This is a genomic window from Armatimonas sp. (assembly GCF_031410135.1).
GTDB lineage: Bacteria > Armatimonadota > Armatimonadia > Armatimonadales > Armatimonadaceae > Armatimonas.
In genome coordinates, this window is the sequence record NZ_JANNYP010000764.1 from 1 (window position 1) to 21,634 (window position 21,634).

The 21,634-nt window shown below is 52.6% G+C and carries 19 protein-coding genes and 1 pseudogene; 5 read left to right on the plus strand and 15 right to left on the minus strand.

What is annotated here, in order from left to right; translation table 11 throughout:
* Positions 1–187: 187 nt before the first annotated feature.
* From RMO15_RS27940 to RMO15_RS27955, 4 genes are all read right to left on the minus strand, one after another.
* Positions 188–496: a hypothetical protein gene (locus tag RMO15_RS27940; protein WP_309720692.1), complete on the minus strand. Its 309-nt coding sequence runs from the start codon at positions 494–496 to the stop codon at positions 188–190.
* A gap of 47 nt (positions 497–543) precedes the next feature.
* A complete protein-coding gene (gene istB, locus RMO15_RS27945; RefSeq protein WP_309720694.1) occupies positions 544–1,431 on the minus strand; it encodes an IS21-like element helper ATPase IstB in 888 nt (295 codons plus the stop codon).
* Complete coding sequence (istA, locus tag RMO15_RS27950) at positions 1,431–2,990, minus strand: IS21 family transposase (RefSeq protein ID WP_309720696.1); 1,560 nt, start codon at positions 2,988–2,990, stop codon at positions 1,431–1,433. Before istA ends, istB begins: the two co-directional genes overlap by 1 nt.
* A gap of 138 nt (positions 2,991–3,128) precedes the next feature.
* Positions 3,129–4,760: a sacsin N-terminal ATP-binding-like domain-containing protein gene (locus RMO15_RS27955; protein ID WP_309720699.1), complete on the minus strand. Its 1,632-nt coding sequence runs from the start codon at positions 4,758–4,760 to the stop codon at positions 3,129–3,131.
* Positions 4,761–5,508: 748 nt separating this feature from the next.
* On the opposite strand from RMO15_RS27955, the pseudogene RMO15_RS33490 reads away from it, so the two are divergent.
* A pseudogene (locus RMO15_RS33490) lies at positions 5,509–5,628 on the plus strand (tyrosine-type recombinase/integrase); the annotation flags it as partial.
* A 174-nt stretch (positions 5,629–5,802) separates the two neighbouring features.
* On the opposite strand, the gene RMO15_RS27965 reads toward RMO15_RS33490, so the two are convergent.
* The 4 genes from RMO15_RS27965 to RMO15_RS27980 form a co-directional block, all read right to left on the minus strand.
* Complete coding sequence (locus RMO15_RS27965; protein WP_309720701.1) at positions 5,803–6,945, minus strand: hypothetical protein; 1,143 nt, start codon at positions 6,943–6,945, stop codon at positions 5,803–5,805.
* Between the two features lie 181 nt (positions 6,946–7,126).
* Complete coding sequence (locus RMO15_RS27970; protein ID WP_309720704.1) at positions 7,127–7,489, minus strand: hypothetical protein; 363 nt, start codon at positions 7,487–7,489, stop codon at positions 7,127–7,129.
* Positions 7,489–7,968, minus strand: a complete 480-nt coding sequence (locus RMO15_RS27975; RefSeq protein WP_309720706.1) for a hypothetical protein — start codon at positions 7,966–7,968, stop codon at positions 7,489–7,491. The genes RMO15_RS27970 and RMO15_RS27975 overlap by 1 nt, the downstream gene beginning before the upstream one ends.
* Before the next feature lie 143 nt (positions 7,969–8,111).
* Positions 8,112–9,464 carry a hypothetical protein gene (locus tag RMO15_RS27980; protein WP_309720709.1) on the minus strand — a complete coding sequence of 451 codons (1,353 nt, stop codon included), beginning with the start codon at positions 9,462–9,464 and terminating at the stop codon, positions 8,112–8,114.
* 184 nt (positions 9,465–9,648) lie between these two features.
* Here RMO15_RS27980 and RMO15_RS27985 point away from each other — a divergent pair, with 184 nt between their 5' ends.
* Complete coding sequence (locus tag RMO15_RS27985) at positions 9,649–10,929, plus strand: helix-turn-helix transcriptional regulator (RefSeq protein WP_309720712.1); 1,281 nt, start codon at positions 9,649–9,651, stop codon at positions 10,927–10,929.
* A gap of 120 nt (positions 10,930–11,049) precedes the next feature.
* On the opposite strand, the gene RMO15_RS27990 is transcribed toward RMO15_RS27985, so the two are convergent.
* The 7 genes from RMO15_RS27990 to RMO15_RS28020 all read right to left on the minus strand — a co-directional run bounded on the left by RMO15_RS27990 (position 11,050) and on the right by RMO15_RS28020 (position 16,785).
* On the minus strand, positions 11,050–11,250 hold the full coding sequence (locus RMO15_RS27990) for a helix-turn-helix domain-containing protein (RefSeq protein WP_309720715.1): 201 nt from the start codon (positions 11,248–11,250) through the stop codon (positions 11,050–11,052).
* 60 nt (positions 11,251–11,310) lie between these two features.
* Positions 11,311–12,471: a helix-turn-helix domain-containing protein gene (locus tag RMO15_RS27995; protein WP_309720718.1), complete on the minus strand. Its 1,161-nt coding sequence runs from the start codon at positions 12,469–12,471 to the stop codon at positions 11,311–11,313.
* 5 nt (positions 12,472–12,476) lie between these two features.
* On the minus strand, positions 12,477–12,797 hold the full coding sequence (locus RMO15_RS28000; protein ID WP_309720721.1) for a hypothetical protein: 321 nt from the start codon (positions 12,795–12,797) through the stop codon (positions 12,477–12,479).
* 124 nt (positions 12,798–12,921) lie between these two features.
* The gene (locus RMO15_RS28005; RefSeq protein ID WP_309720724.1) at positions 12,922–13,821 is read right to left on the minus strand and encodes an AAA family ATPase; all 900 of its coding nucleotides are present in this window, start codon (positions 13,819–13,821) and stop codon (positions 12,922–12,924) included.
* A 98-nt stretch (positions 13,822–13,919) separates the two neighbouring features.
* Positions 13,920–14,420, minus strand: coding sequence for a zinc ribbon domain-containing protein (locus tag RMO15_RS28010; RefSeq protein WP_309720727.1), 501 nt, complete (start codon positions 14,418–14,420; stop codon positions 13,920–13,922).
* 2 nt (positions 14,421–14,422) lie between these two features.
* Entirely contained in the window at positions 14,423–15,298 is an 876-nt protein-coding gene (locus tag RMO15_RS28015; protein ID WP_309720731.1) for a replication-relaxation family protein, read from the minus strand.
* Positions 15,295–16,785: a type IV secretion system DNA-binding domain-containing protein gene (locus RMO15_RS28020; RefSeq protein WP_309720735.1), complete on the minus strand. Its 1,491-nt coding sequence runs from the start codon at positions 16,783–16,785 to the stop codon at positions 15,295–15,297. Before RMO15_RS28020 ends, RMO15_RS28015 begins: the two co-directional genes overlap by 4 nt.
* Before the next feature lie 330 nt (positions 16,786–17,115).
* On the opposite strand from RMO15_RS28020, the gene RMO15_RS28025 reads away from it, so the two are divergent.
* Genes RMO15_RS28025 through RMO15_RS28035 form a run of 3 tightly spaced genes read left to right on the plus strand, consistent with a single transcriptional unit; the run spans position 17,116 to position 21,623 of the window.
* Positions 17,116–18,168 carry a hypothetical protein gene (locus tag RMO15_RS28025; RefSeq protein WP_309720738.1) on the plus strand — a complete coding sequence of 351 codons (1,053 nt, stop codon included), beginning with the start codon at positions 17,116–17,118 and terminating at the stop codon, positions 18,166–18,168.
* Positions 18,169–18,197: 29 nt separating this feature from the next.
* Positions 18,198–21,056 carry a hypothetical protein gene (locus RMO15_RS28030; protein WP_309720740.1) on the plus strand — a complete coding sequence of 953 codons (2,859 nt, stop codon included), beginning with the start codon at positions 18,198–18,200 and terminating at the stop codon, positions 21,054–21,056.
* Positions 21,057–21,092: 36 nt separating this feature from the next.
* Positions 21,093–21,623 (plus strand): hypothetical protein, encoded by a 531-nt coding sequence (locus RMO15_RS28035; protein ID WP_309720743.1) that lies wholly within the window; start codon positions 21,093–21,095, stop codon positions 21,621–21,623.
* Positions 21,624–21,634 lie beyond the last annotated feature (11 nt).

The following is a 21,634-nucleotide window of genomic DNA, read 5'->3' on the forward strand; positions in this document are numbered from 1 at the left end:
GCAATGTAAACCGTTTGAAGTTTATCAAGCGTCGTGGTTATGGTCGTGCTAACTTTGATCTACTGCGCCGTCGTGTTTTACAGATGAGGTGATATTTTTGGTGTTTGCTCTCGGGGCTTCATCGAAAGTGACGCAGAACCCTCTTTTGGCCCCTTTTGATACTTTCATTTGGCCCCACCCAGACACGTCACGATTCGAGAACCAAGCTCTCGCTCGCAACAGCCACGCGGGGCGGAGCCCCGTCCAAACCAACAGCCTCATCCAGAAAAGCATCAACGAGGTTATCCAGCGTCGAATCAATCGAACTGGCATGACAACGACTGGCAAAGCCGGAGCCCTTTCGGCTGGCACAAAGAATCGCGGACTGCAATCGCTCCAGACGATCATGCAAAGCATCCAAAGCAACACGCTCGACTGATACCAGTTTGGCAGCACGACGAGCACGATACGCAGCCTGCTTAGACGCAGCGCAGTCAAACTCTCTAGGACGAGACATCTAAATCACCTCCTTTCCTGTCATCTGTTCTGAATCGTAACGTTACTTTACTCGTCAGAAGCATCGGAATCGCCTTTCGAAACGCAAGCCTCAGTCTCAATAGGCACAGAAGGCACGGAACGCTTGGAAGAGCGCTGGCGAGTCTCCACCGTACGACGGAAACGATACGAGTCAGAGCCCGTCTCAAGGATGTGAGCACGATCCGTCAAACGATCCAACAACGCTTTACAAAGACGAGCATTGCTGAAAACTTGAGTCCACTCCGAAAAGGGTAAGTTCGTCGTGATTATCACAGCACCTTTCTCAGCACGGTCAGAAATCACCTGAAACAGAAGCTCCGCTCCCAGCTCACCCAGAGGAACGTAGCCAAGCTCATCAATGGCAATCAAGTCATAACGAGCCCAACGAGAGAGTGCACGACCAAGTTGGTTATGGTGCTGAGCCTCAACCAGTTCATTGACCAAACCCGTAGCCGTCGCAAAACGAACCCGCTTCTTCTGACGACACGCAGACACACACAAACCTGTTGCAAGGTGCGTCTTGCCCGTACCGCTCTCCCCAAGAAGAAGCACAGGCTCGCTACGAACCAGATACCCACCCTCCGACAAATGCAGAACCTGGCTCGCCGAAACACGAGGCGCTTTGCTGAAGTCGAAATCTTCCAGAGTCTTTAGACGGGGAAGATGCGCCTCCCGAAGGCGATTCGAAACTGTGGTACGCTCACGCTCTTCTCGCTCGGCTGCCAGCAATGCCTCTAAATAACGAAGATGACTTTGCCGGGTTCGTATGGCTTCCTGCGCCAAAGCATCGCATTGCACACTCACTGTAGGGAGACGCAAGATTCGGCAGTGCTCTCGAATCGTCGCCTCATCCAGAGCTTGGAGATTAACGGGGAGGGCACTGTCATTAAAACCAACAGCAGTATCAAGGCTCATTACAATGCCTCCTGAAGTGGGATTTGACTCACAGCGAGGTCAGAACTCAAAAATTGGTCATAGATATTTACTTCGGGCAACGGACGCTCGAAGCGAGAGAGATACCCAAGCACAGAGCTGGGCAACGGCTCAGCCAGTGGAGAGCTTTGAGGCACGATTGCCTGCGTGAGCAGATACTCCACGGAGGCAGCATCGCTACAGCCCAACTCCAATGCCTCCTCAACGGCTTTCACCAGCACAGATTCGCCGTGCTGACGACCCAAAACAAGAAGCTCCACCATCTGACGAGTGCCCTCACTTTGACCATGTCGAACTTGCAAACGCTCCCAGAGCTGGTCAAAACAATCAAGCCACTTACCCGCAGCTTTCCATTGAGAGAGCGGTTTGGAACCCGCAAAGGCACCCGGCTTTCGGTGCAGAACATCCAAGTAGTGTGTCAACTCAAGGATCTGCTGACCCCGCTCATAACAACGCTCATGAAGGGCCACTCGCTGGCCGCAATGCCAGACCTCCACACACGAGGGCAGCACTTTGACCTGAACTTTCGTGCCGGAGGGCTGAGCCACCGAGTAGCAATTATTGTCGGCCTGGACACAGCCTTTACGGTCAACCACACTAAAGCGGCTATCAGCCAAGTCAAATCCCTCACTGGCAAGAGCCAACAGATGAGCACGCTCTTGCTGCATACCCAAACCCACACTTTGCTGACGATCCCCAATCATTCGCTTTTCATCCTCACGGCAGCTCGCAAGCAGGTACAGATTCAAAGCGGCAAGATCTGCCACTTGAGGAACAGGAACGAAGTGATTGCGCCGAAAGTAGCCCACTTCTCCCTCGACACCGCCTTTTTCCTCAGGAGAGGCGGGCATGCAAAACTCTGAATTGAAGTGCCAGTGCGAGCGAAAGGCGACAAAGCGAATAGTCTGCTCACGAATATGACCACGAAGAACCTTCTTGACGGCACTGCTGAGATTGTCGTAGCGAAGAGTGGCAAACACTCCACCAAAGTAAGCAAAGCCATATTCGTGTGCCTCTAAGAATGCCTGCTGGGTGGCACGAAAGTAGGCACGGTGGAAGGCGGCTCCACTTTTCATGCTCCGCATGGCAAACACCTGAACTTTGACGCGTTGACCCGCCATGTCCACATAAGCGTCGTACCAATCAATCTGTGCTTCCTGCCCCCAGTCGTAAACTTGAGGGATAAAGGTTTCTCTGGACGAGAGCCCCATCTGGTATTTGCGTTGACGGACATAGGCTCGCACCGTTGAATCCGCCACAGGGAACTGGGGAAGCTCTTGCTGGAGACGCACGAAAATGCGCTTGGCTGTATGTCGCTGCTTACGAGGTGCCTGTTTATCCTCTGTAAGGATCTGATCTATGAATGCCTTGACAGGCTCTATTTTTGGTCGAGCACGTTCTGGTTGTTTGCGCTCGGGTGGGAGGGCACTAGCAATCGCCTGCCTGACCATTCGCCGGTGGATGCTGAACTTGTTAGCCAGTCCACGAATGGTGCCGCCGTTAAACTCATACTCACGGCGAATCTGTTCGAATAACTCCACTTTATTTCTCCTGTCCATGGCACCTCCCCTTGAAAGCCGACTCCCAAATCTCTAGGATTTATGGGTTCCAGCCTCCAAGGAGGGTAGCCGATTTCTTTGGTCAGGTGGGGCCAAATGGAAGTAGCGAAAGGGGCCAAATCAGAATAGCAGAATCACACCCGGTTTTGGTGGAAAGAACACCCAATTCTTAGTTGCACATACATGCTTTCCAGATGCCTCCCGGATAATAGGCAATTCCTTCAATCGTGCCCACTCAGCTTGGTTATTAGCAAGATAGAGATATAGATCTTTTAGCCATTCATGACTGCGAGTCGAAAACCATTCAGCAGCTTTACCTTGCAACCAAGTTACAACTTCGTGTGCACGAATTTCACGTACACCGGCACCAGTCAAAAGCACTTTAGTGCGGCCACTCCAGTTAATCTCATCGGCCAGCCAGTAAACGGAGCCGCTATTCTTAGTGCTTGAAATATTTAAGAGATCAGTAAGGTCATCACCCTGAAACAGCTTACGCAGTATTGATGAGGTTGGATAAGCAACTCCGTTCGCTGATGCATACCCATTACCTTCCACAGGAATCAATTGCTCACCTTCTCGCAACGCGATCAGTAAAGTGTCCCGGACTGGTTCAAAGACATGCCGAACGGCTCCAGGAACATTATCTCCTGTGTGTGGCAATGCCTCAAATATAGAGGCACTAAGGTAGCCATTATCTCGAAGACTGACCAATGTCTGCGGTAAAAATCGGGCCGTCTCCTTTATGAGCCAATCGTTCCACGAACTGCCGCTACTGTCGACAATATTGTCTCGTGCAGGAGTTGTCTGGTACCGAGCTTGGATGAGAAATCCGAACCCAGTACTAATCTGAGTCGGTAAATAGGAGAATAGAACAGCACCAGTTATGGGGAGTATGTGTCCATTTGTATAGCCAAATGCAATCTCAATAGGTTGAAGTCCTGTTGCTGAACGACGAATACGCTTTTCTTCATCTGCATCTTCTGCGCGATCTAAAAGATCATCTATCACATCTTCTGGTGGCAGTACTTCATTTCGAAAAATTAAGAAGGAGTCTTCTTCAACAACACCAGTACAGCCTGCTCTTAGCAAAGTCCGGGTCACACCGGGAAAGGGATCATTATGATACGATTCCCGAGCGTACTGACCAGCTTCTCCAGTCTCCTGAATAAACCACTCTATTTCCATTAAAGATTGTGGCGTCTTAAAATCACCACGCTTTTCAAGGAATAGCATCGTCCAGCGGTTTAGCTTGCGAAACTCATCTGTTATTTTGTTTGGCCCGTCTATTCCAAATTTTTCAGTGAAAGGAAGAAAAAAAATGGTATCACCTTCCGATATAAATGATTCAAAACGAGTTGGAATATCGGAAATCTCTTCAGGCCTGACATAATTCTCAATACAAAACCAACATGAATTAGATGAATAAATTTGTGGTCTATCTGTACAAGTATAAACAGCCTTAAACCCTATTCCATGTGTGCCAATCTGCGTTAAATCTTTACTGCTAGCGCTTACAGTACAGATTGCTTTGACATCCCGAGCATCAAAAACGCGTCCACGGTTTCTTGCAACTAAACCATTCCCTTCAAGGGTGAGACTTAGAAAACGACTGTCTGAGTCAGATGCGTTTTGAATCAATTCATATACAAAGTGGGTGGATTTCGCATAGAGGCTCCCGAGCTTTTTTATTGCTCGTCGGGCTACATCTTCTTTATCGATACTCTCAGCTACGGATCGGATATCTACACGCATTCGGACACTTGTCTCCCTCATAGTATATGTACCCGAAAATAGAGTTGGCACATCCACAAGAGAAAAGTCTGATTGCCCACCTACTCTGGATACGATCAGGGATGGAAGCCTCATTGGTGAGTAGGGGAGAAGCGTCACTGCCGCTTCTCCCTCTAAGAATCGTTTAAGCAGTTTTCACGTTACACGGTTCCAGCCTTTCTAGTCGGGATGCGGTTTCGGAACAAAGACCTTCTGGTGCTGATGAGCAAGCCGATGCGGGCGTCACAGTCTCTGCTGTGGCCCGTGCCTTTGGCCTGGAGTTCTCCCTCTACGCAGTGTTCGCTACGAGCTGGCGTTGCGCCCGGAGACTTTTACACAACATTGCAGCTACAGGGGTGGCTCGCTCCTGACTACCTAGCCCCATCCTTGACACTAAATACTGTGCATCAGCACGTCAGGCAAGATCGGGACGCGCTGGTTCCAAGAGCACCAAAAGATCCTCACGCTGGAGACCGATCCCAAAAACCGCGTGCTGCTCAGGTTACTCTACACGGGGGCCTACGTGTCAGTGAGCTGTGCAGGCTGGCCTGGGGCGATCCAATGGGCTGGAAGGCGACAAGCACCCCGAAGCGGTGCAGGGACGCGATCTCCTCGTCCGGAGTCGTAAGAAAGATCGGATGAAGGCGACAAGCTTACAAGCTTGATCCCTAGACGGTGCTGCGCGTTGTTAGTAAGGGCGACTAGGCGGGCTGGTATAGAACTGAACGTCTCCCCCCACTGGATGCGCCATGCTCATGCAAGCCATGCCCTCGACCGAGGAGCGCCAATTCACCTAGTGCAACAGACACTGGGCCATGCAAGCGTCGCCACGACAGGGCGCTACCTCCATGCCAGGCCGAGCGACTCCAGTTCACGGTACCTTGGGGTGTAGGTGACTGGGTTGCGTGTTGATAAAACTCATCTGAAGCGGGCGGAGCAGCTCGCTCCCTGGCAGGCGACCCAAGGAGTACAGTTTTATGGATAGTCGATGTGTCCAGAAAAACACTCGGTCTACAATATTGCCTTATTGCTTTTTCAAGGCTGTTAGAATCAGCCGCCGAGTAGTCCTCTCTTTGGCCCAACGAACTTCTACTATATAAGAGGTCTGATCCACGGCAACCGCCACTGAATATGTCCCATTCTTTAATGATTGCAGAGATTTCACTTGAATACCGCGTCCCTCACCACCTTCATCCAAAATATCTTTCATTGAATCGTAGTATCCATTTTTATACTGCCAACCTGATATCGAGTGGTGATGGACGGTGCGGTCAAAGTAAATCCGTGCCGAACGGTCTATCTCGGAAGCAGGAACCCGAGTTCGTTTGCCAAAACTGGCATCTAGTTTTCTCGCTAAAACAAAAAGAATGAGATCATCGTTTTGCGGCCTTCCGTCTCTAAATTCTGGTATCCTTCCTGGCCACTGGTTGAGAACGTATCCCAAAAAAGTATCTATTTCTTTCGAACTAGGAAGTGAATCTGCTGAAGATGATACTAATTTTCTGCTTTCCACTCCTTTTATTTGATCCCGTTCTGTTGTTTTCGAATTTTGTTTTTCTGTAGAGTTTGGTTTCACCTCAAATACTACCCAGTGATCTCCATCTTTTCTTAGAAACGCAATGACTTTCCGACGTAAAATTTTTCTCGCATCAATCTTGTCCTTTTGTCCGTAGACTGATATTTCAAGGGTGATTGAATTTTTACTATTTTTAATGATCTGGTCAATCTTTGGCTGATCTGCACCATCCATATAAGAGGAATTGTCCCGCCAACCAATCGCATCCGGGGTGGTACGATCATCGGTTTTATCCCAGTAGGTCAGTTTTATGCCTACAGTCTCTCTGGCAAGACGAATTGCCTCTGTTCGTGGAAGGTATTCATCGCTACCAAATTTTGCTCCCCGAGGAGTTCCAGATATCGTTTTGTAGTCTGCGGGGAGTGTATGATAACGACACGTCGAGTAAATCATCTGGTAGACACTTTTTTGTGAGAGCTGATTTTTTTCGGAGAAGTATCCTGCGTGTAAAACCACCTTCATCTTCTCTTCTAAAGCTGCTTTAGAGGGTATGGGGAAGTTCTCTTGAGCTCTAATGGGTACTAAACCTATAGTTAGTGTAGGTGATATACCCATGATGGGGATCAGAACGAGTGATGATGAGTATTTCATATAATGTCTCTTTGGTGTCAAACCGCGTTAAGAGTTAGCCAGTGTGCCGCGTGAAGGGCTGATGATGGCCTGCATCACATTAGTCTTTGCTCTTGTTAACGAGGTTCTCTGTGCAGGCTATAGGTACCAGCAACACATTTGGGATGGATATCCCAAATTAATAAAGTTATCGATCTACCCTTCATTGTTTTTTTAACTCCATCGAACCTGCAAAAGTCATTGTTCTCCTATCAGACGATAATGTCATTGGTAATGTCTGATCCGGCCTGCCTCCAGGATTTTTCATTGTGATCTCAACTTTTCCATCTTTTTCTGCCCATCGAAAAGGGCCATTTGCTCCTGTGAGGCGAAGGTCACCAACCCCACCAGGCTTTAATATCATGGTCATACGCAGTCTTTCGCGTTGTTCGGGAGAAAATTTTGCGACTTTATCAACACTAATATCTTTCCATACGCCAGTAAGATCGTTATTTTTTCCTTTAGAACAACCACATAGTAAACTCATCATGGTACATACCAAAATCAGGTAAACTTTTTGATTCATTAATTTGCTCCATTCCAGCGCTCGTATTGCATTTTTGTCATTCTTTCATTTGCTGTATTTAAATTAATTTTACTGGTTACAGTGAGATATTTCCCATTTGTGGAAATAATTGCTGTACGGGAAATTGATTGATCCGCAAGCTTATTGAGAATAAATGCACCTGATGTAGGAATACCTTTATCTGATCCTGAATCGCTTTTAAAGGTAATTGTGCTACCGACCTGTGACCAGGTTGAATGAACAAAGCCCTCATTTGAGTTTTTACGAGTGATATAGGAAGTTCCGTCGGCTTTAAGAACCAGCCGTACTGGGACTTGACCGGGAGGGGCTGGACGGCTGTTAGGCTTCGGGGGGACATACCAGTTCCCAACCGCGAGCGACTTTGAGTGATCTTCTTTTTTTCTACACCCCGTGGCCAGGATCATGGCTAATATCATCAGGAAAACCAAGCTTCCCTGTTTCATAAGTTGCTTTCTCACTCAGGATTTACCTCACTACTCTCTTGAGATGTCGGGGACACGCTTGCTCCACCCGATCCGTATGCGGCTTTCTCGTTATCGAAGCTAGAAACCCTTGCCTGCCGCAATCCGGGCAAAATTTCTCATCAGGGAGACTCATAAGGTTAACGTTTTGCCGTCCATCGGATTCCAGCCATTAGCAGACTGAATATTTTTTCATTGTCTGCTGGTTTTCCAGATGTGCCATAAGGGTGAAACTGCCAATAAACTCTTCCTGATAAGCCATCGCTGTAAGCTGTTGCATGAATAAATTTTCCTGAACCACTTTCAAGTATGCGATCTACGGTTGGCAAAACGTTGTTATCCCTATCTAAATAATTTGACGATGAAGGATGAACAAAACTACCTGGAGTAATTGATGTTGGCAGTGGTAAAATCCCTGCCACTTGTTTGGCTTTAATATCGTAACTTACAGAAAAAGTACTCATGCTTATAGCCCCAAACCAGGTGCTTATCGAGGTTAAATCTTTTTTTGATGAACCGCTTGCTATATTGCCCGCAAGAACTGCCGGAGCAGCCATTAGTAAAACTACGCCTCGCCCGGAATCAATAAAAGATTTGACCTGAGCGGCACTGGATGCAGTGATATTTCCATATTGACCAATGATGAGCACATCGAAGGATTGCAATTCGAGAGGCGATGGCAAGTTGCTATAAGTAGTAAAAGTAACTTTTTCTTTTTGAATTAAATCTGTCAAACCTTTGGCTACAGGTTGCAGAGAATTATCAATATAAGCGACTCTAATTTGAGCTAAAATCGTAATGTTAACATTACTACTCTGAACTCCATCAATAGCAGCGACAATACTTGCAGAACCGCTTGCAAGTCCTTCTAATATCTCCCCATTTGCTCGTAGCTTTTCACTGCCCGAGACAACGCGAAAGAATGCTGAGCCTGGACTCAGTGCGATGATGGTTCCATTGGCATCACGCGCAGTATAGTCAACATAGATTTGCTCACCAACCTCCATGGTCAGTTCTGATACAACATCAACTCGGACAATCTTACTTTGGATATTGGTGATTGGCGCAGAGATGCTGCCGTTTTCTGTAATCGCAAGTGTTGCACTTGCTTGAGCAACGCTTGCTCCAGAAGCTCCTCGATCTGCAAAGAACTCAATTTGAACGGCGACTTGGTCTGCTACTTGAATAGCAAATGGGGCAGTGTATTCGGATGCAATAGCCGCGACAGCTCCAGAGGGGCGAGGCGCATCAAATCCGACCGTGTCCCCCTGTACTCCTACAATGGTGATTCGTGCCATCAGTGCTGAGGTTGGGGCATCTATATCACGACTACGAGCCGCCCAACGGATCGTGATTTTTGGGGTCACGAGTCTGCCGGGCGTGGGAGTCGGCGTTGGTGAGGGCGTAGGAGAAGGAGGCAAGCCCCCTCCGCCACCACCACATCCAATAGCCATCAGGGTTATTCCTGATAACAACAGCTCTCTACGTTTCATAAGAAAATCTTCCTCCTCACTACCACAGTCATTTCACATCCTCACAGAGCCTGCAAGGTGTTGCGCCGATTTGCGAACACCGGGATACCTGTTGCGCCAATTTGCATACGCCCAGCAACCCTATCTCTCAAAATCTCGATGTATGATGAAGTTCAACCCTTCAAGGTAGGACGATAGCAACAAGATGGTTTCGGGACAGAGAATCAGAGATATTAGGAAGGCTCAGGGACTTTCAATAGTGAAGCTTGCTAAAGAGGCAGGCATTCACCCCTCCACACTGTGGCGCTGGGAAAGAGAAAGAAACCTCACAGAAACGGCTCACCCAACGGCTCTTAAAGGGCTTTTACGTGTCCTTGGGATAGGCCAATCGGAGACAATAAATATTGTTGCTACTTGTCGCCACCATCCTGGCTATCAACAGCTCCTACCTGAAGTAAGACTACCTTGTAGCGGAGATCTCTGGGGCGCACTTAGGAGAAGAAAAGGCGTTGGTTTACGTGAGTTAGCAAAGGTCATAGGGGCCAATCCAGGAGATGTTAGTCACTGGGAAGCCGGTAAGCGTCTTCCTAAACAGGAATACCTCGGACCGCTTTTTGAAGTGCTGACTCCTTCATTAGAAGAACAAGAGATTTTAAGTAGTTGCACATTTGGCCTTGAAATTACACGATTTAGTGACTTATCGATGGATGAACTTTCAGCAACTCTTGAGGCACTCCATGAACCAATTTGGAAAGGTGATCCTGCGTTTGCAGGAGAGCTCATACTACTAGCATTACAGGAGGAAGCAACCCGACGCTTATCTACGCATCCTCATGCACAAAGGTTATTAGCTGAAGCTTTCCATGCTCGGGGATTATTCCTATCTCTTCGAGAGCATCTAAGGGAGGCAGCTCCCTGTCTCAGGTCAGCTATGGCTCTAGTGACAGCAAAGGAACATCCCATAGCCTGGTTTGGAGCTCTCTCTCACTATGCAAGAGTACAACCAAGTATCAAATCTGATTTGGCAATTCAAACATGCCATGATGCAATTCCACTTGCACGCGATCGCAATGATCCTGCTTTAGAATCATTATTGTTACGCGAATTAGCGACATATCAAATGGCAGTCAGAACTCAAGGGAGTGCCCTAGTTAATGCGAGAAAAGCTGAAGTGTCCGCACAGCGTTCAGAGCGGCTTGGATATATCCGAAATTCCAGAATGGTTCTCGCAAGTATTTTAGCAGAGATGGGATATGCAAAAGAGGCTTTAAAAACGATGCCGGAACCACCAACCCATTTTGAGTGCGAGGAAGATGCACTAGGAGCAATAAATCGCTTGATATATTGGGTACGACTTTGCTGGTGGAATGGAGACCGTTTAAATTCTTTAGATTTCCTAAGACGAGTTTACGAATTGATAGAGTATTCTCACTTAACACAATTTGAAGAGGCAGCACATAAATTGGAGCGAGCGATTAACTGCTAAGACTACCGGAATCTCTCAAATACAGCGTACCCTTAAGCACTAGCGTAGCAAGGTCGCGACTTGGTGGTCTAAAGTGAACCCACTCATCCTAGAAAACAGCCACAGGATGCACAAAAGAAATCAGGTGGGGTCAGGTCGAGTGGGCTCTAGGAGAGCCATCATATCCCCGCGCTGGATTAAGACCTTACGTTTGCCTGCGACGCGAAATGCCTTAAGTTTGCCCTGACGGATGTAGGATCGGATCGAAGATTGCGAGAGTTGTAAGTAGGTGGCTGCCTGCTCTACCGTCAAAAGGTCACGCTCAATTCCACTCTCGTCCATGCCAACAGTATACGTGAAAGGCTTGAAGAGTGTAGGTTTCTCGTCCTAAAGCTCATCTACTCACCCAATTTCGCTCACCTCATCGGTAGTATTTCTCCATTTTCTGTACAAATCCCGCCGCTTCTCAGGGCGATCAAAGACAGCGAGAAGCCGCTCCCGGCTTGCTACACTGACCTTCCCGATCTCCGATTCGTATCGCTTTCGCTCCATGTTACAAAAGACGCGAAAGGCTTCATGAGGTGCCCCACCCTTGCATTCTAAAGCCATAAGCTCAGCATCCAGGGCGGCAGGGGTAAGTTCGACTTGACTTGCTAATTGCTTCTGATTCTCAGGCGTAGTTTGAAGCAATTCATTTTGGGAGGCCGGTGTACTCTCACCACCAAAGAGACCCTGACGAATCAGTTCGCCGACACCAGTCTCAGCCTGCTTTTCAGAAATAGTGGGCACGAAAACTTCGCGCTTCTCAAGTTCTCCCACACAAATCTTATCAAAGTATGCTCCAGGGCGATCAAGGACTTGTTTGGAGGAGCTGCGTAGACGCCTCTGTGTGGCTCGAAGAGCTACTTCCCAAGCATTCAGCGCCCCTTTCCCTTCCGCGACCTCCCAGAGTTGCTGAAAACGCCTGAGACTTCCTTCGTCTCCTGTAAGCGTTACTACCTCGGTGACGGCTTTATCTCTGATGGCATATATGCCCTTCCCTTCGGTACTTGGCGTTGGGCGTTCTTTGGCGGACGTTTCTTCTCCGTCTTCGCGAACGTTCAACGCTTCTGTCTTCTTATATCTAAGTCTTTTTACTACTGCGTCTTCTTTGGCGGAAAAATTCTTCCGGTCATGAGCGGCAAAAAATTTCCGGTCATGACCGGAAGAATTTTTCCGGTCACTCTCCTGAGGCGGAGTGTAAACGGCTCGAATTTCCTCCAGCCAGTAGACGTTGGTCTTCATGTGCCCCCGCTGCTCGATGGTGACAAGCCCGCGTTTCTCCAGTTCGCTCAGGTGGTTTCGGATAGTTCGCTCGGTGGTGTCACGGCGTTCAGCGAGCTTGAGCTGACCCGGGAAGCAACTATCATCCTGACGAGCGTAGTCTAGCAGCACGATGTATGTCACCTTCGCCCCGTCGGAGAGCGCCTGGTCGTACAGGACGCAGTTCATCAGCATCGTGTAGCCCTTGGCGTCAACCGGGCTTCGATGCTTCAGCTCTGCTGCTGGCTCAACGCGGGCCACGTTCCTTACGCCTCCCCTCGCTGAATAGCTTCCACCGTCTCGAAGTACAGGAGCAAGGCATCGCGCACTACGTCCTGCTTTTTCAGCCCCGTCGCGAAGCAGTGTGCTTCTACTCTTCGATCCAACTCCGGTGCGAGCTTGATCGTTACCGTTTTCAGAGTGGGCGTGCTATCGCTTGCTTGTTGGACAGTCGCCTTGATGGTCTGCATGACAGATGACGGTACGGCTGGCTTGGCAGCTTGCCGCTTGGACACCTTTACTACGGGCTGGTCATCTGTCTGTCTTTCCTCCTGACCCGCTTGTTTGTTTTCTGGTGTGTCAGTCATATGACTTGTCATATTGTCATATGACTGACTTTCTTGTTTGCTTTCTATTATTGTTGTGTCGCCTTGTGATTCGCGCTGCTTCTTTACGTTGAGGGCACGTAGGTCCGCAAGTGGGGTGCTCAATTCATTTCTCCTTAGTAGTGCCAACAGACGAAGCGACCGGCCACTTCTTCAGCCGACTCATCTCTGTCAGGGTCTTGGCGACCTGCTCCTTGGTAACTGGCTTCGTATCGATCACGAAAGCATCCAAAAAAAGCGTTGAGAGGAACATGCAAACGTCTCTAGGAACTCCCTTCGTGATCCGATAGACTTCGACTAGCGCCTCGTCAGTGAGGAAGGGAATGAGGTTAGGCATCGCCTCATCTGTTCCTTTTGCAGGCTTGTTTTTGATCCTGGCTCCCGCCACCGTCAGCCTGTGAGCGATCATGCCTTGGAAGTCGTCAAAGGAGAGGGGATCGAGATGCCCGGTAAAGGCGATACGGCTGGTGAAGGCGTCTTTGGTTCGCAGCTTGTTGGCGAAGTTGTCCTGGGCAATGAGGATGATCGTGAGAAACTTCTCGGTCGCGGTCTGGAAGTTGGTTAAGTCAACGAGCGTGTCGAAGTTCTCCGGGTGGATCTTCTGCGCCTCGTCGATCACCAGCACCGCATGACGGCCTGCCTTATGCTCTTCCAGGAGGAAGCGCTCCAAAATCGAGCGGTTTGCTCCGTAGTTTCGGGCGGTGCTCTCAATCCCAAAACCGTCCATCACTCGCTTCAGAAAGGCAGCTCGTCCACGATCATCGGCGGTCGGAAGGTAGGCGACCGATTTTGTCGGATCGTCTTCCCAGTCCGTCATCAGCATATTGGCCGTGGTCGTCTTCCCAGAGCCGACCGGCCCCGTGAGCACGGCTAGGCCCGCTTTGTAATCCGCCGCGAAGCGCATACGCCCCTCCGCCAACTTGTGGCCGAGAGAGCGGTAGGCGAAGCGCGGGTCGGGCATGACTGTGAAAGGAATCTCTTTCAGCCCAAAAAAAGGTTCGTACATCGCTTTGCTCCGTTCGCGGAACCGACTTCCGCGTAACAAGGTTACGGGATTATACCCACTACTATTCTGTTATGGCAAGTGGGCTATTTTGCGATGGATTATCGTCGCCGAGTGACGGCGTTGATAAGGGAGGCGATGAGCTGAGGAATGCCCGCTAAGAAGTAGAGAAAGCTCTTGAGGAGCATGTCCAAGAGCCGGGCCGCGTTGCGCCGTACCACCCTGCCGATCTCGCCAGGAAGCAAGCGCAACAGGAGCGAGGAGACCAAGACAAACGCCAGCACCCGATCAAAGACGACAACGTTGAAAACGCGGCTCCAGGCGGTACTGGCTCCACTGGAGAGCGCCCGGAAAAGAGAAGGTGCTGCCACAGCCGCTACAATGCCAACAAGAAGTACCAAGGCAACCTGAACCACCCCGCTGACTGAGAAGGAACTTGATGGCTGGGTCAGCTCGCTTGTCCCGCACTGGATGCACACTTTTGCGTCAGCGGGGGAGAGGTGGTGCTGAGGACAGCGCCGCCCACCGAACGAGCCACCACAGTGGGCGCAGTAAATCGCCTGACGGGGAGAGAGGTACTTGCAGGAAAAACAGTAGCGCATCGTCAGATTCCTTCGGGGATAAGCCTCGTCGGTGATGGTATGCCTGTGGCATGCCAGATGGGAGCGAGTAGACCGCGACCCTCCAGGGCCTTCTGGTTCGTAAAGGTGAAGTAGGAGCATCCCAGCTCCTCGACAATATCCTTCAGGTGGGTGAGACGCTTCTCACCTGTCGTCACGACAAGGACGCTAAACGCGCTGTCACCGTACATTTCGGTGAAGAGCCCACTTTGCTTGTAGAGCCGATAGTGGTTCACTTTTTGTGCGAAGGTCTTCGCCGAAGCGTTCCCGCGATCCACCTCCACGAAATAGGCGTATGGCTGGCTTGCCGTCTTTAGCCTGAGGAATCCATCGGGCTTGAAAACCTGCTTTTTCCAGCTCGCCGTCCCCGGCGTTTGGACATCGTATTCGTGCCGTGCTTGAAGCTCGGGCATCCAGGTTTCCAGAGTCACTGCGCTTTGTGAGTCGAGCGACCTTCTCACCTGTAAGTAGAAATCGACGATGGCGATGGTGTGCTCCAGGAACTCGGGGCGCTTGCTTCCCAGGCAGAGTTGTTTCACGTAGGCCGCGTCCGTATCGAGCCGCCTCGCCACGATCTCCGCCGCCTTTGGCCCGACGCGATAGGTGCCCTGAGCACCGTAGGGGGACATGGGGTGGAAGTCACGCGTAACGTAGCCATGGTCGAAGAGCTTGCGGAGCCGCATGTTGCAGCGCTGCACCGAGCCGAAGTGGAGCTCCTGGAGTTGCCCACGATCCATCGCCTGGTGGAGGAAGAGATCCGCCATGAGTGCCTCATCACGCTCGGTGAGCTGGAGGCTGCCACGCTTCGCCTTCGCCGCCCGCTCGAACCGGCTCTTGACGGCTTCCTCAGCTTGATTCATGGCTGCTCCTCCGTCTTGGCGTTTCCTGATTTGAACTGCCCTGGTCTGCGATTGTGCCGCGTCGCAACGGGGATAACCACAGGCTCTTCCTCGGTATCCGTACTGGTCTGGCCTGCACCAAAGAGCTGCACCTCTATCTCCTTGTCCACCTCGCTGGAGGGCCGACCAAACGCCTCTAATGCTGCTTGCCGGATTGCGGCCACTTTCCTATCCGTGATCTGTGGATCGGTCGAGGGGATGAGCTTGACCCGTGGGGTAGGGACATTTTCCCCGCGCCTGAGAAAATAGGCTTCCCCAACGGGCTGCATCGTGAGGGAGCGCCGTAGATCCTCTTTCTTCTCGCCCGTCTTGGGGACCACCTCAGCGGCCAGCACTGCCGCGTCCTGAGCGCCGACTTGGAAGTAGAGCTGCGTGTTAGCATTTGCCAGGATCATCTGCCTGAGGCCATCGGGCATCTGAGCCAGGTTCTGGTGCGAGAGGGTCAGGCCCAGCCCGAAGCGCCGCCCCTCGGCCAGAAACGCCTCAAAGCGGTCACTGACCAGGTTCTCGAACTCATCGAGGTAGAAGTGGACGGGGATGCGGGCGGACTCGGGCTTGTCGGCGCGGGCCATGATGGCGTTCTCTAGCGCTGAGACCACAAGCCCTCCCATGAGCGAGGCAGCACTGCCAAGCCGATGGACTCCCAGCGCAACCAGCACAATGCTACCCGGAGCGTTGTCGAGCAGCTCCGTGAGCGACCAACTCGGCTTCGCCTGTGCCAGCATGCGTCTCACTTGAGGAACGGCTAAAAACGAGGTGATCTTGTTGAGGACAGGGAGCTTCCAGGTGAGCTGCTTGTCAGGGGTGAGAGCATCGTAGCGGGTGAAGAAAGCCCGCACAAAGGGATCGCTCACCCTTGCCACCTTGTCCTGGCGGAAGGCCGCATCGGAGAGCAGGCGATCCACCTCCAGCAAAGTGCCGCCACTCTCTGCGAGAGCAAGCAGGCAGTTGCGGAGGGTTTCATCGAGCTGCACTCCCCAGCTCTCGGCGTTGCGCTGGAGGACCTCTAGCGTGTGGTAGGCACGCTGAACGGGATCGCCGATTCCCGCGAGAGGATTGAACCCAACCGTCATTTCGCTTTGGCGCAGGTCAATGAGCAGAACCCGCTTACCGAGCTCATCCGGCTCAGTGCGGGCCGCGATGCGCATGAGGACTCTATCAACCAGATCACCGCGTAGGTCTACGACAACCAGAGTGCGGTTATGGTCGAGGTCATCGTCGATAAGTTTCAGGAGAAAGCTGGTTTTTCCGCAGCCCGTGGCTCCAATGGCATAGAGGTGTCGCCGCCTCACAGGCAGAGGCAGAAGAGCTGCTCCGCCACTGGGAGAGAGCACGGTGCCGATAGAGAGAACGTCTTTGCTGGCAGTTGGCGCAACGCGTTCTTGCCCCTCCCGACGTGCTCTTCGTCGGTTGTAGGCTTTCATGATCGCGTTCTCTACCCAGCTCATATCAACAATCGATCCAATATCAACTCGAACCACCCGATGCCAAACTCGGCTCCTCCAAAGTCAAAACACGCTGCGATTGGTTGCGGCTATTATGCCCCCATTTTATGGGGACCGCATCGCGGCTTTCTAGGAATTGCATCCTAGCTTATAAGGATTGCATCACGATGCGTGGTTTCAGTTACAATACCTGCATTCAGTTCAGATCAGTGAACTTCCTGAAGCAACAAAGTGAGATGGGGCGGCAGGATGGACAAAATATGGCGATAGGGTGGGGAGGTGGTTATGTCAGTTGAAACGAGGGAATTGACTTGCATCGGTTGTGGAAAAGGCTTGGAGCCAGATACGAAGTTTTGCCCGTTTTGTCGGGCAAAGCAGGAGCCAGACCTGAAGACCGAGCCGGTTGGCACGTCGTTTCCTGGTAGCACTCCTCCTGGCAGTACGACCACAACGCCACCCAAACCCGAGCCGCGTCCCGCTCCCTCACCTCAACCTGCTCCAGCCTACCAACCGACTACACCTTACCAGAAGCCTCCCTCGGTAGGTGCCTCTTCTGGTGGCATCGTGTTGCGACCCAGCGCCCAGATTTGGGACTTCACGGAGCGGGAAGACCCGGTGCCTGCCGGGACGCGTCGTCCGCTGCTGGTTCTTGATGAGCAAAGGGTTCACCTGTCGCACACCGACCGAAAGCTAGAGCCTGGAGAGCTTCTCCAGCGCATTCAAGCCATCATCGCTGTGTATGAAGTTCCGGTGCGCGTGACGCTTGAGTACGCGCTCTGGCAGAGCGATAGGAATGAGCAGCGCCCTCGGATTGTGGCCTCGCTTGCTGACCATGCGTACAGTGACTACAAGATGATCCTTGGCGTGGACTATCTGGGGCGCTGGGCGAGCATCAAGATGTATCTTGCGGTCGAGCCACCTATCCTGCCACCAGTGCCCGCCCCACAAGCACCACCGGGCTTTACTCCGATTGGGGCGATCTTCATGGCAATCATCGGAGCGGTTGCACTTTTTATTATGGCTCCCTTGGGGGTCGTGCTACTGATCGGGGCCTTTTTCGTCTGGCGCTGGGAAAAGCAACGTCACGAAACAACCCAGAAAGAGGCACGACGGAAATACGAGAATGAGGTTTCGTTGCAAAAGGAGGAGATTGAGGAGCAGGCACAGATGAAGAGCCTCTTTCGTACCTATAAGATTGACGACATGCGCCTCTTTGCCTCCGCTATGAATGTGGTATTTCAAGCGGTGATCAATGACATCGTCCAAAACGAGGGGGCAAAAGTGGAGCGCATTGAGGGAGGGAAGGGCGGCTTCCTCAGTAAGGATGGGATCACTAGTAGGGCTCCCACTCCAAAGAAGTCCAATGCAGCGGATACAGGACTCTAAGGTAAGGCAATGCCTGGAGTGAGATTGTAATGCCGGGAATCTGGGTAGATCGAAACTTCCAGCCGGTAGAGCCGTGGGGGGAGCTGGTTGTGCGAGACAGTCGAAACGCTCCCCATGCCGACCCCCATGCTTCACAAGTTGATCCCCCGCAGGAAGCGTTCGCTTGGAGCGATGGCCCGATTCCTCTCTGGCAGGGAGCGCAGGAGCATGGTGAGACAGGGCTGCGTGTGTTTCAAGGCGTCAGCGCGGTGCTCCTCTGGGAAGTGTCGGCGCTACCTGACTTCTCCGCCGCTCGGTTCCCGGATCTAACGACGCTGGAAGCGGCGCAGCGGGTTGGCGTCGTGGCCCAGTGGCAGATGCGCTTTCTTGCCTGGCTGACAGCGCAGGGACCAGCGGTTGGCTTTAGCCTGCGCTACCTCAAGGAGAAGGGATCTGAGCATCTGCGGCTCTTTCAGGTGCTGCGGGTGAGCGCCCCTGACCCAACTGAGGTGCACCGTAGCGCCACTGAGCTGACAAGACAAGTAGAGAGCAATGCGCCGCAGGGCTACCCACTAAGGCGCTGCTCCGCTGAGGAGACAAGCAACCTTACGGGAGAGCCCACAGGCTACTGCGAGGTGGGCAAAGTGGAGCAGTGGGAAGAGGGCTGGCACGATCCCCGTCTGACCGGCTTTCGCTTCTGGTACGGAGTGCAGGGTTTTGTGGGCAATGCCAGCAACGATATGCTCAGCTTCTGCCAGACACTTGCTCGGCTCCCCGGCAGTGCTCTGGTGGATATCACCCTGGTTCCGACAAGCCCTCTTACTTCCGTAGAGCGCGAGGAACTGCAAACCTGGCAGCATTTAGCAGATCGGTACAGTCGTGATCGTAAGGAAAGTGTCGAGCTGCCCGGTGGACTCTACAGCAAGCCCGAGCGTCGCCCTATCGAGATCGCCGCTGACCCCAAGGCTGAGGGGTTCAAGCGGCTCTATGAAGGGCTAATCCAGAGCTTTGACTACAGCCAAGAGCGGCCACTGCTGTATGCGATCCGGTGCGTTGCGCTGGACCAGAATACCGATGCTACGGCCATCGCCCGTCTGCTGGCAAGCCATACCCTCCAGCCCGGTGCACCCAACTACTACTTCACCGCCGTGCCCGGCACTCCTGAGTTCGATAAGGCGCTACGCTCGGTGCAGCTATGCTACATCACGCCTGCGATCTGTCAGCGCTACTGGAGCCTACCCGATGCCCCGGAGACCTTGCGCCGTCTGCACCGCCTGACAAGTGTGGCGGAGATTGCGCCCTTTTTCCGGTTACCCATCCCTGGGAAAGACGGCTGTGTAGGCTTTGCCCGCGATGGGGGACTGCCGGGCGTCCAGACAAAGGCAGGCGCATCTACTGGTGCTCTCCAGATCGGTCGTTTCTATGAGGCAGGGCGTGAGAGCACCTCGGTGGCAGGGATAACGCTGCCAGATCTTTGTAAACACGCGCTAATCGTGGGGGTACCTGGCTCTGGCAAGACCAGCCTTAGCTTCTCGCTTCTGGTGCAGCTCTGGAGCGACAATCGCATTCCCTGGCTGGTGCTGGAGCCTGCCAAGACAGAGTACCGGGGATTGCTAGAGGTGCCCGGTCTTGAGGATCTCCTGGTCTTTACGGTGGGCAATGAGCGCACTGCTCCGCTTCGACTAAACCCCTTGGAGATACTCGATGGCGTTGCGGTCTCGGAGCATATTGCCGCGCTGAAAGCCTGTTTCCAGGGGGCCTTCAGCCTGCCCGATCCATTGCCCATGCTCTTTGAGACAGCGCTGGAGGAGGTCTACACGGACAAGGGCTGGAGCCTCTTTGGGGAGGGTGGTGACGATCCCAGCCTAGAGCCACCCACGCTGACGGAGCTGTACCTAAAGGGAATCGCGGTCGCGGAGCGGAGCCGCTACCAGGGGGAGACAGCGGGAAATATCCGCGCCATGCTGGAGACTCGCCTTGGGAGTCTACTCAAGGGGCCGAAGGGACGTTGCTTTGCGGCGCGGCGGTCTGTGCCCATTGAGGAGCTGATGGAGCGGCCCGTAGTACTGGAGCTCGACGCGCTCTCGGAGGACGAGAAGGCGCTGACCATGATGGTGCTCTTGGTCTTCGTCCGGGAGCGTGCCATAACAACCCGTCGCAGTGGTGCGCCGCTCTCGCATGTCTGCCTCGTGGAGGAGGCGCATAACCTGCTGGGAAGTAGCACCAGCCCCAAGGAAGGGGCAGATCCTAAAGGGATTGCGGTGCGCTACTTCACCCGTATGCTTGCGGAGATGCGTGCGCTGGGCGAGGGACTGATTATCGCGGATCAGCTTCCCACGGCACTTGCTCCCGAGGTGGTCAAGAACACCAACATCAAGATCATGCACCGCTTAACGGCTGCGGATGATCGCGAAGTTTTAGGCAAGACCATGGTGCTCTCCGAAGGGCAGCTAGAGCAGGCAGCAGTGCTCCCTGTGGGGATGAGCTACGTCTTTCAGGAGGGCTGGCCGACAGCCAGATTGGTGAAGGAGCCAGACATCAAGGGCGAACTTGGCATTGCGGAGCCACCGGATAGGGGGACTGTCAAAGAGCACATGGCGGGATTTTTTGTCAGTAGCCCGGCGGTGCGAGATGCCTACTTGCCATATCTGTCCTGCCGGGATGTCTGTCAGCGCTGTGATCCCCTGGTTCGTGAGCGGCGTGAGCGCTGGGCACAGCAGCGGCTGGTCGTGATCGAGGAGAAGGTCAAGCTTCAGGCTGAGAGCGAGCCTGAGGCTATCGCCCTGATTGAGTACAGTGATGGCCTGACGATTCCCGCTGATGCCAATGTTGAGAACGGCTGCGCTCTGGTGCATCTCCTGGAGCTAGTACAGCCTCGCGCCCTGCAAGCAAGGAAGAAACCGCAGTGAGGACAGGATATACGCAGTGAACATAAAGGAACTCCAGTGAGGATTGAGGAGATTGAAACGCGGGAGGAAGATGCCAGAAGTGATGGTGCCTATGTCGAGAAGGCGGCAAAGCTTCATCATCAGCGCGTCAAGGAGCTTGGTGAGCTACAGAAGCAGATTACAAAGCTACAGGCGGGGCTGGGTAGCGCTGAGCTGGACGAGGCGGCTCATGCGGGTGACGAGGCGGAGCGCATGCAGGAGGGCGATAGACGGTTTTTGCTGGAGGCACGGGAGGAGCTGATTCAGGAGAATGCACGCCTTCTGGAGAGCTGTGAGCATGGCCTAGAGCGCTCCAAGCGGGCACTGGTCGTGAACCCTCTTCTTCAGCAGATGAAAGCGGAAGGCACGCAGGTTCTAAACGATGTCTTGCAGTCCACGCTTGGCGTGACTCTTTCCACACCACGACAGATCGAGCGTGACTTGGCCAAGACACTGGAGGCCACGAGAGCCCACCACGAGAGACTAGAGGACGTGCAGAAGGCACTCCTGGCTGATCGGGACCACTTGGATAAGATCAAGCTGGACTGAGTAATTCGAAG

Excerpts from the sequence above, each read along its gene's own strand:
- RMO15_RS27940 (WP_309720692.1), bottom strand. The coding sequence starts at position 496 with ATGTCTCGTCCTAGAGAGTTTGACTGCGCTGCGTCTAAGCAGGCTGCG.
- istB (WP_309720694.1), bottom strand. The coding sequence starts at position 1,431 with ATGAGCCTTGATACTGCTGTTGGTTTTAATGACAGTGCCCTCCCCGTT.
- RMO15_RS27955 (WP_309720699.1), bottom strand. The coding sequence starts at position 4,760 with ATGCGTGTAGATATCCGATCCGTAGCTGAGAGTATCGATAAAGAAGAT.
- RMO15_RS27965 (WP_309720701.1), bottom strand. The coding sequence starts at position 6,945 with ATGAAATACTCATCATCACTCGTTCTGATCCCCATCATGGGTATATCA.
- RMO15_RS27970 (WP_309720704.1), bottom strand. The coding sequence starts at position 7,489 with ATGAATCAAAAAGTTTACCTGATTTTGGTATGTACCATGATGAGTTTA.
- RMO15_RS27980 (WP_309720709.1), bottom strand. The coding sequence starts at position 9,464 with ATGAAACGTAGAGAGCTGTTGTTATCAGGAATAACCCTGATGGCTATT.
- RMO15_RS27985 (WP_309720712.1), top strand. The coding sequence starts at position 9,649 with ATGGTTTCGGGACAGAGAATCAGAGATATTAGGAAGGCTCAGGGACTT.
- RMO15_RS27990 (WP_309720715.1), bottom strand. The coding sequence starts at position 11,250 with ATGGACGAGAGTGGAATTGAGCGTGACCTTTTGACGGTAGAGCAGGCA.
- RMO15_RS28000 (WP_309720721.1), bottom strand. The coding sequence starts at position 12,797 with ATGACTGACACACCAGAAAACAAACAAGCGGGTCAGGAGGAAAGACAG.
- RMO15_RS28005 (WP_309720724.1), bottom strand. The coding sequence starts at position 13,821 with ATGTACGAACCTTTTTTTGGGCTGAAAGAGATTCCTTTCACAGTCATG.
- RMO15_RS28010 (WP_309720727.1), bottom strand. The coding sequence starts at position 14,420 with ATGCGCTACTGTTTTTCCTGCAAGTACCTCTCTCCCCGTCAGGCGATT.
- RMO15_RS28015 (WP_309720731.1), bottom strand. The coding sequence starts at position 15,298 with ATGAATCAAGCTGAGGAAGCCGTCAAGAGCCGGTTCGAGCGGGCGGCG.
- RMO15_RS28020 (WP_309720735.1), bottom strand. The coding sequence starts at position 16,785 with ATGAGCTGGGTAGAGAACGCGATCATGAAAGCCTACAACCGACGAAGA.
- RMO15_RS28030 (WP_309720740.1), top strand. The coding sequence starts at position 18,198 with ATGCCGGGAATCTGGGTAGATCGAAACTTCCAGCCGGTAGAGCCGTGG.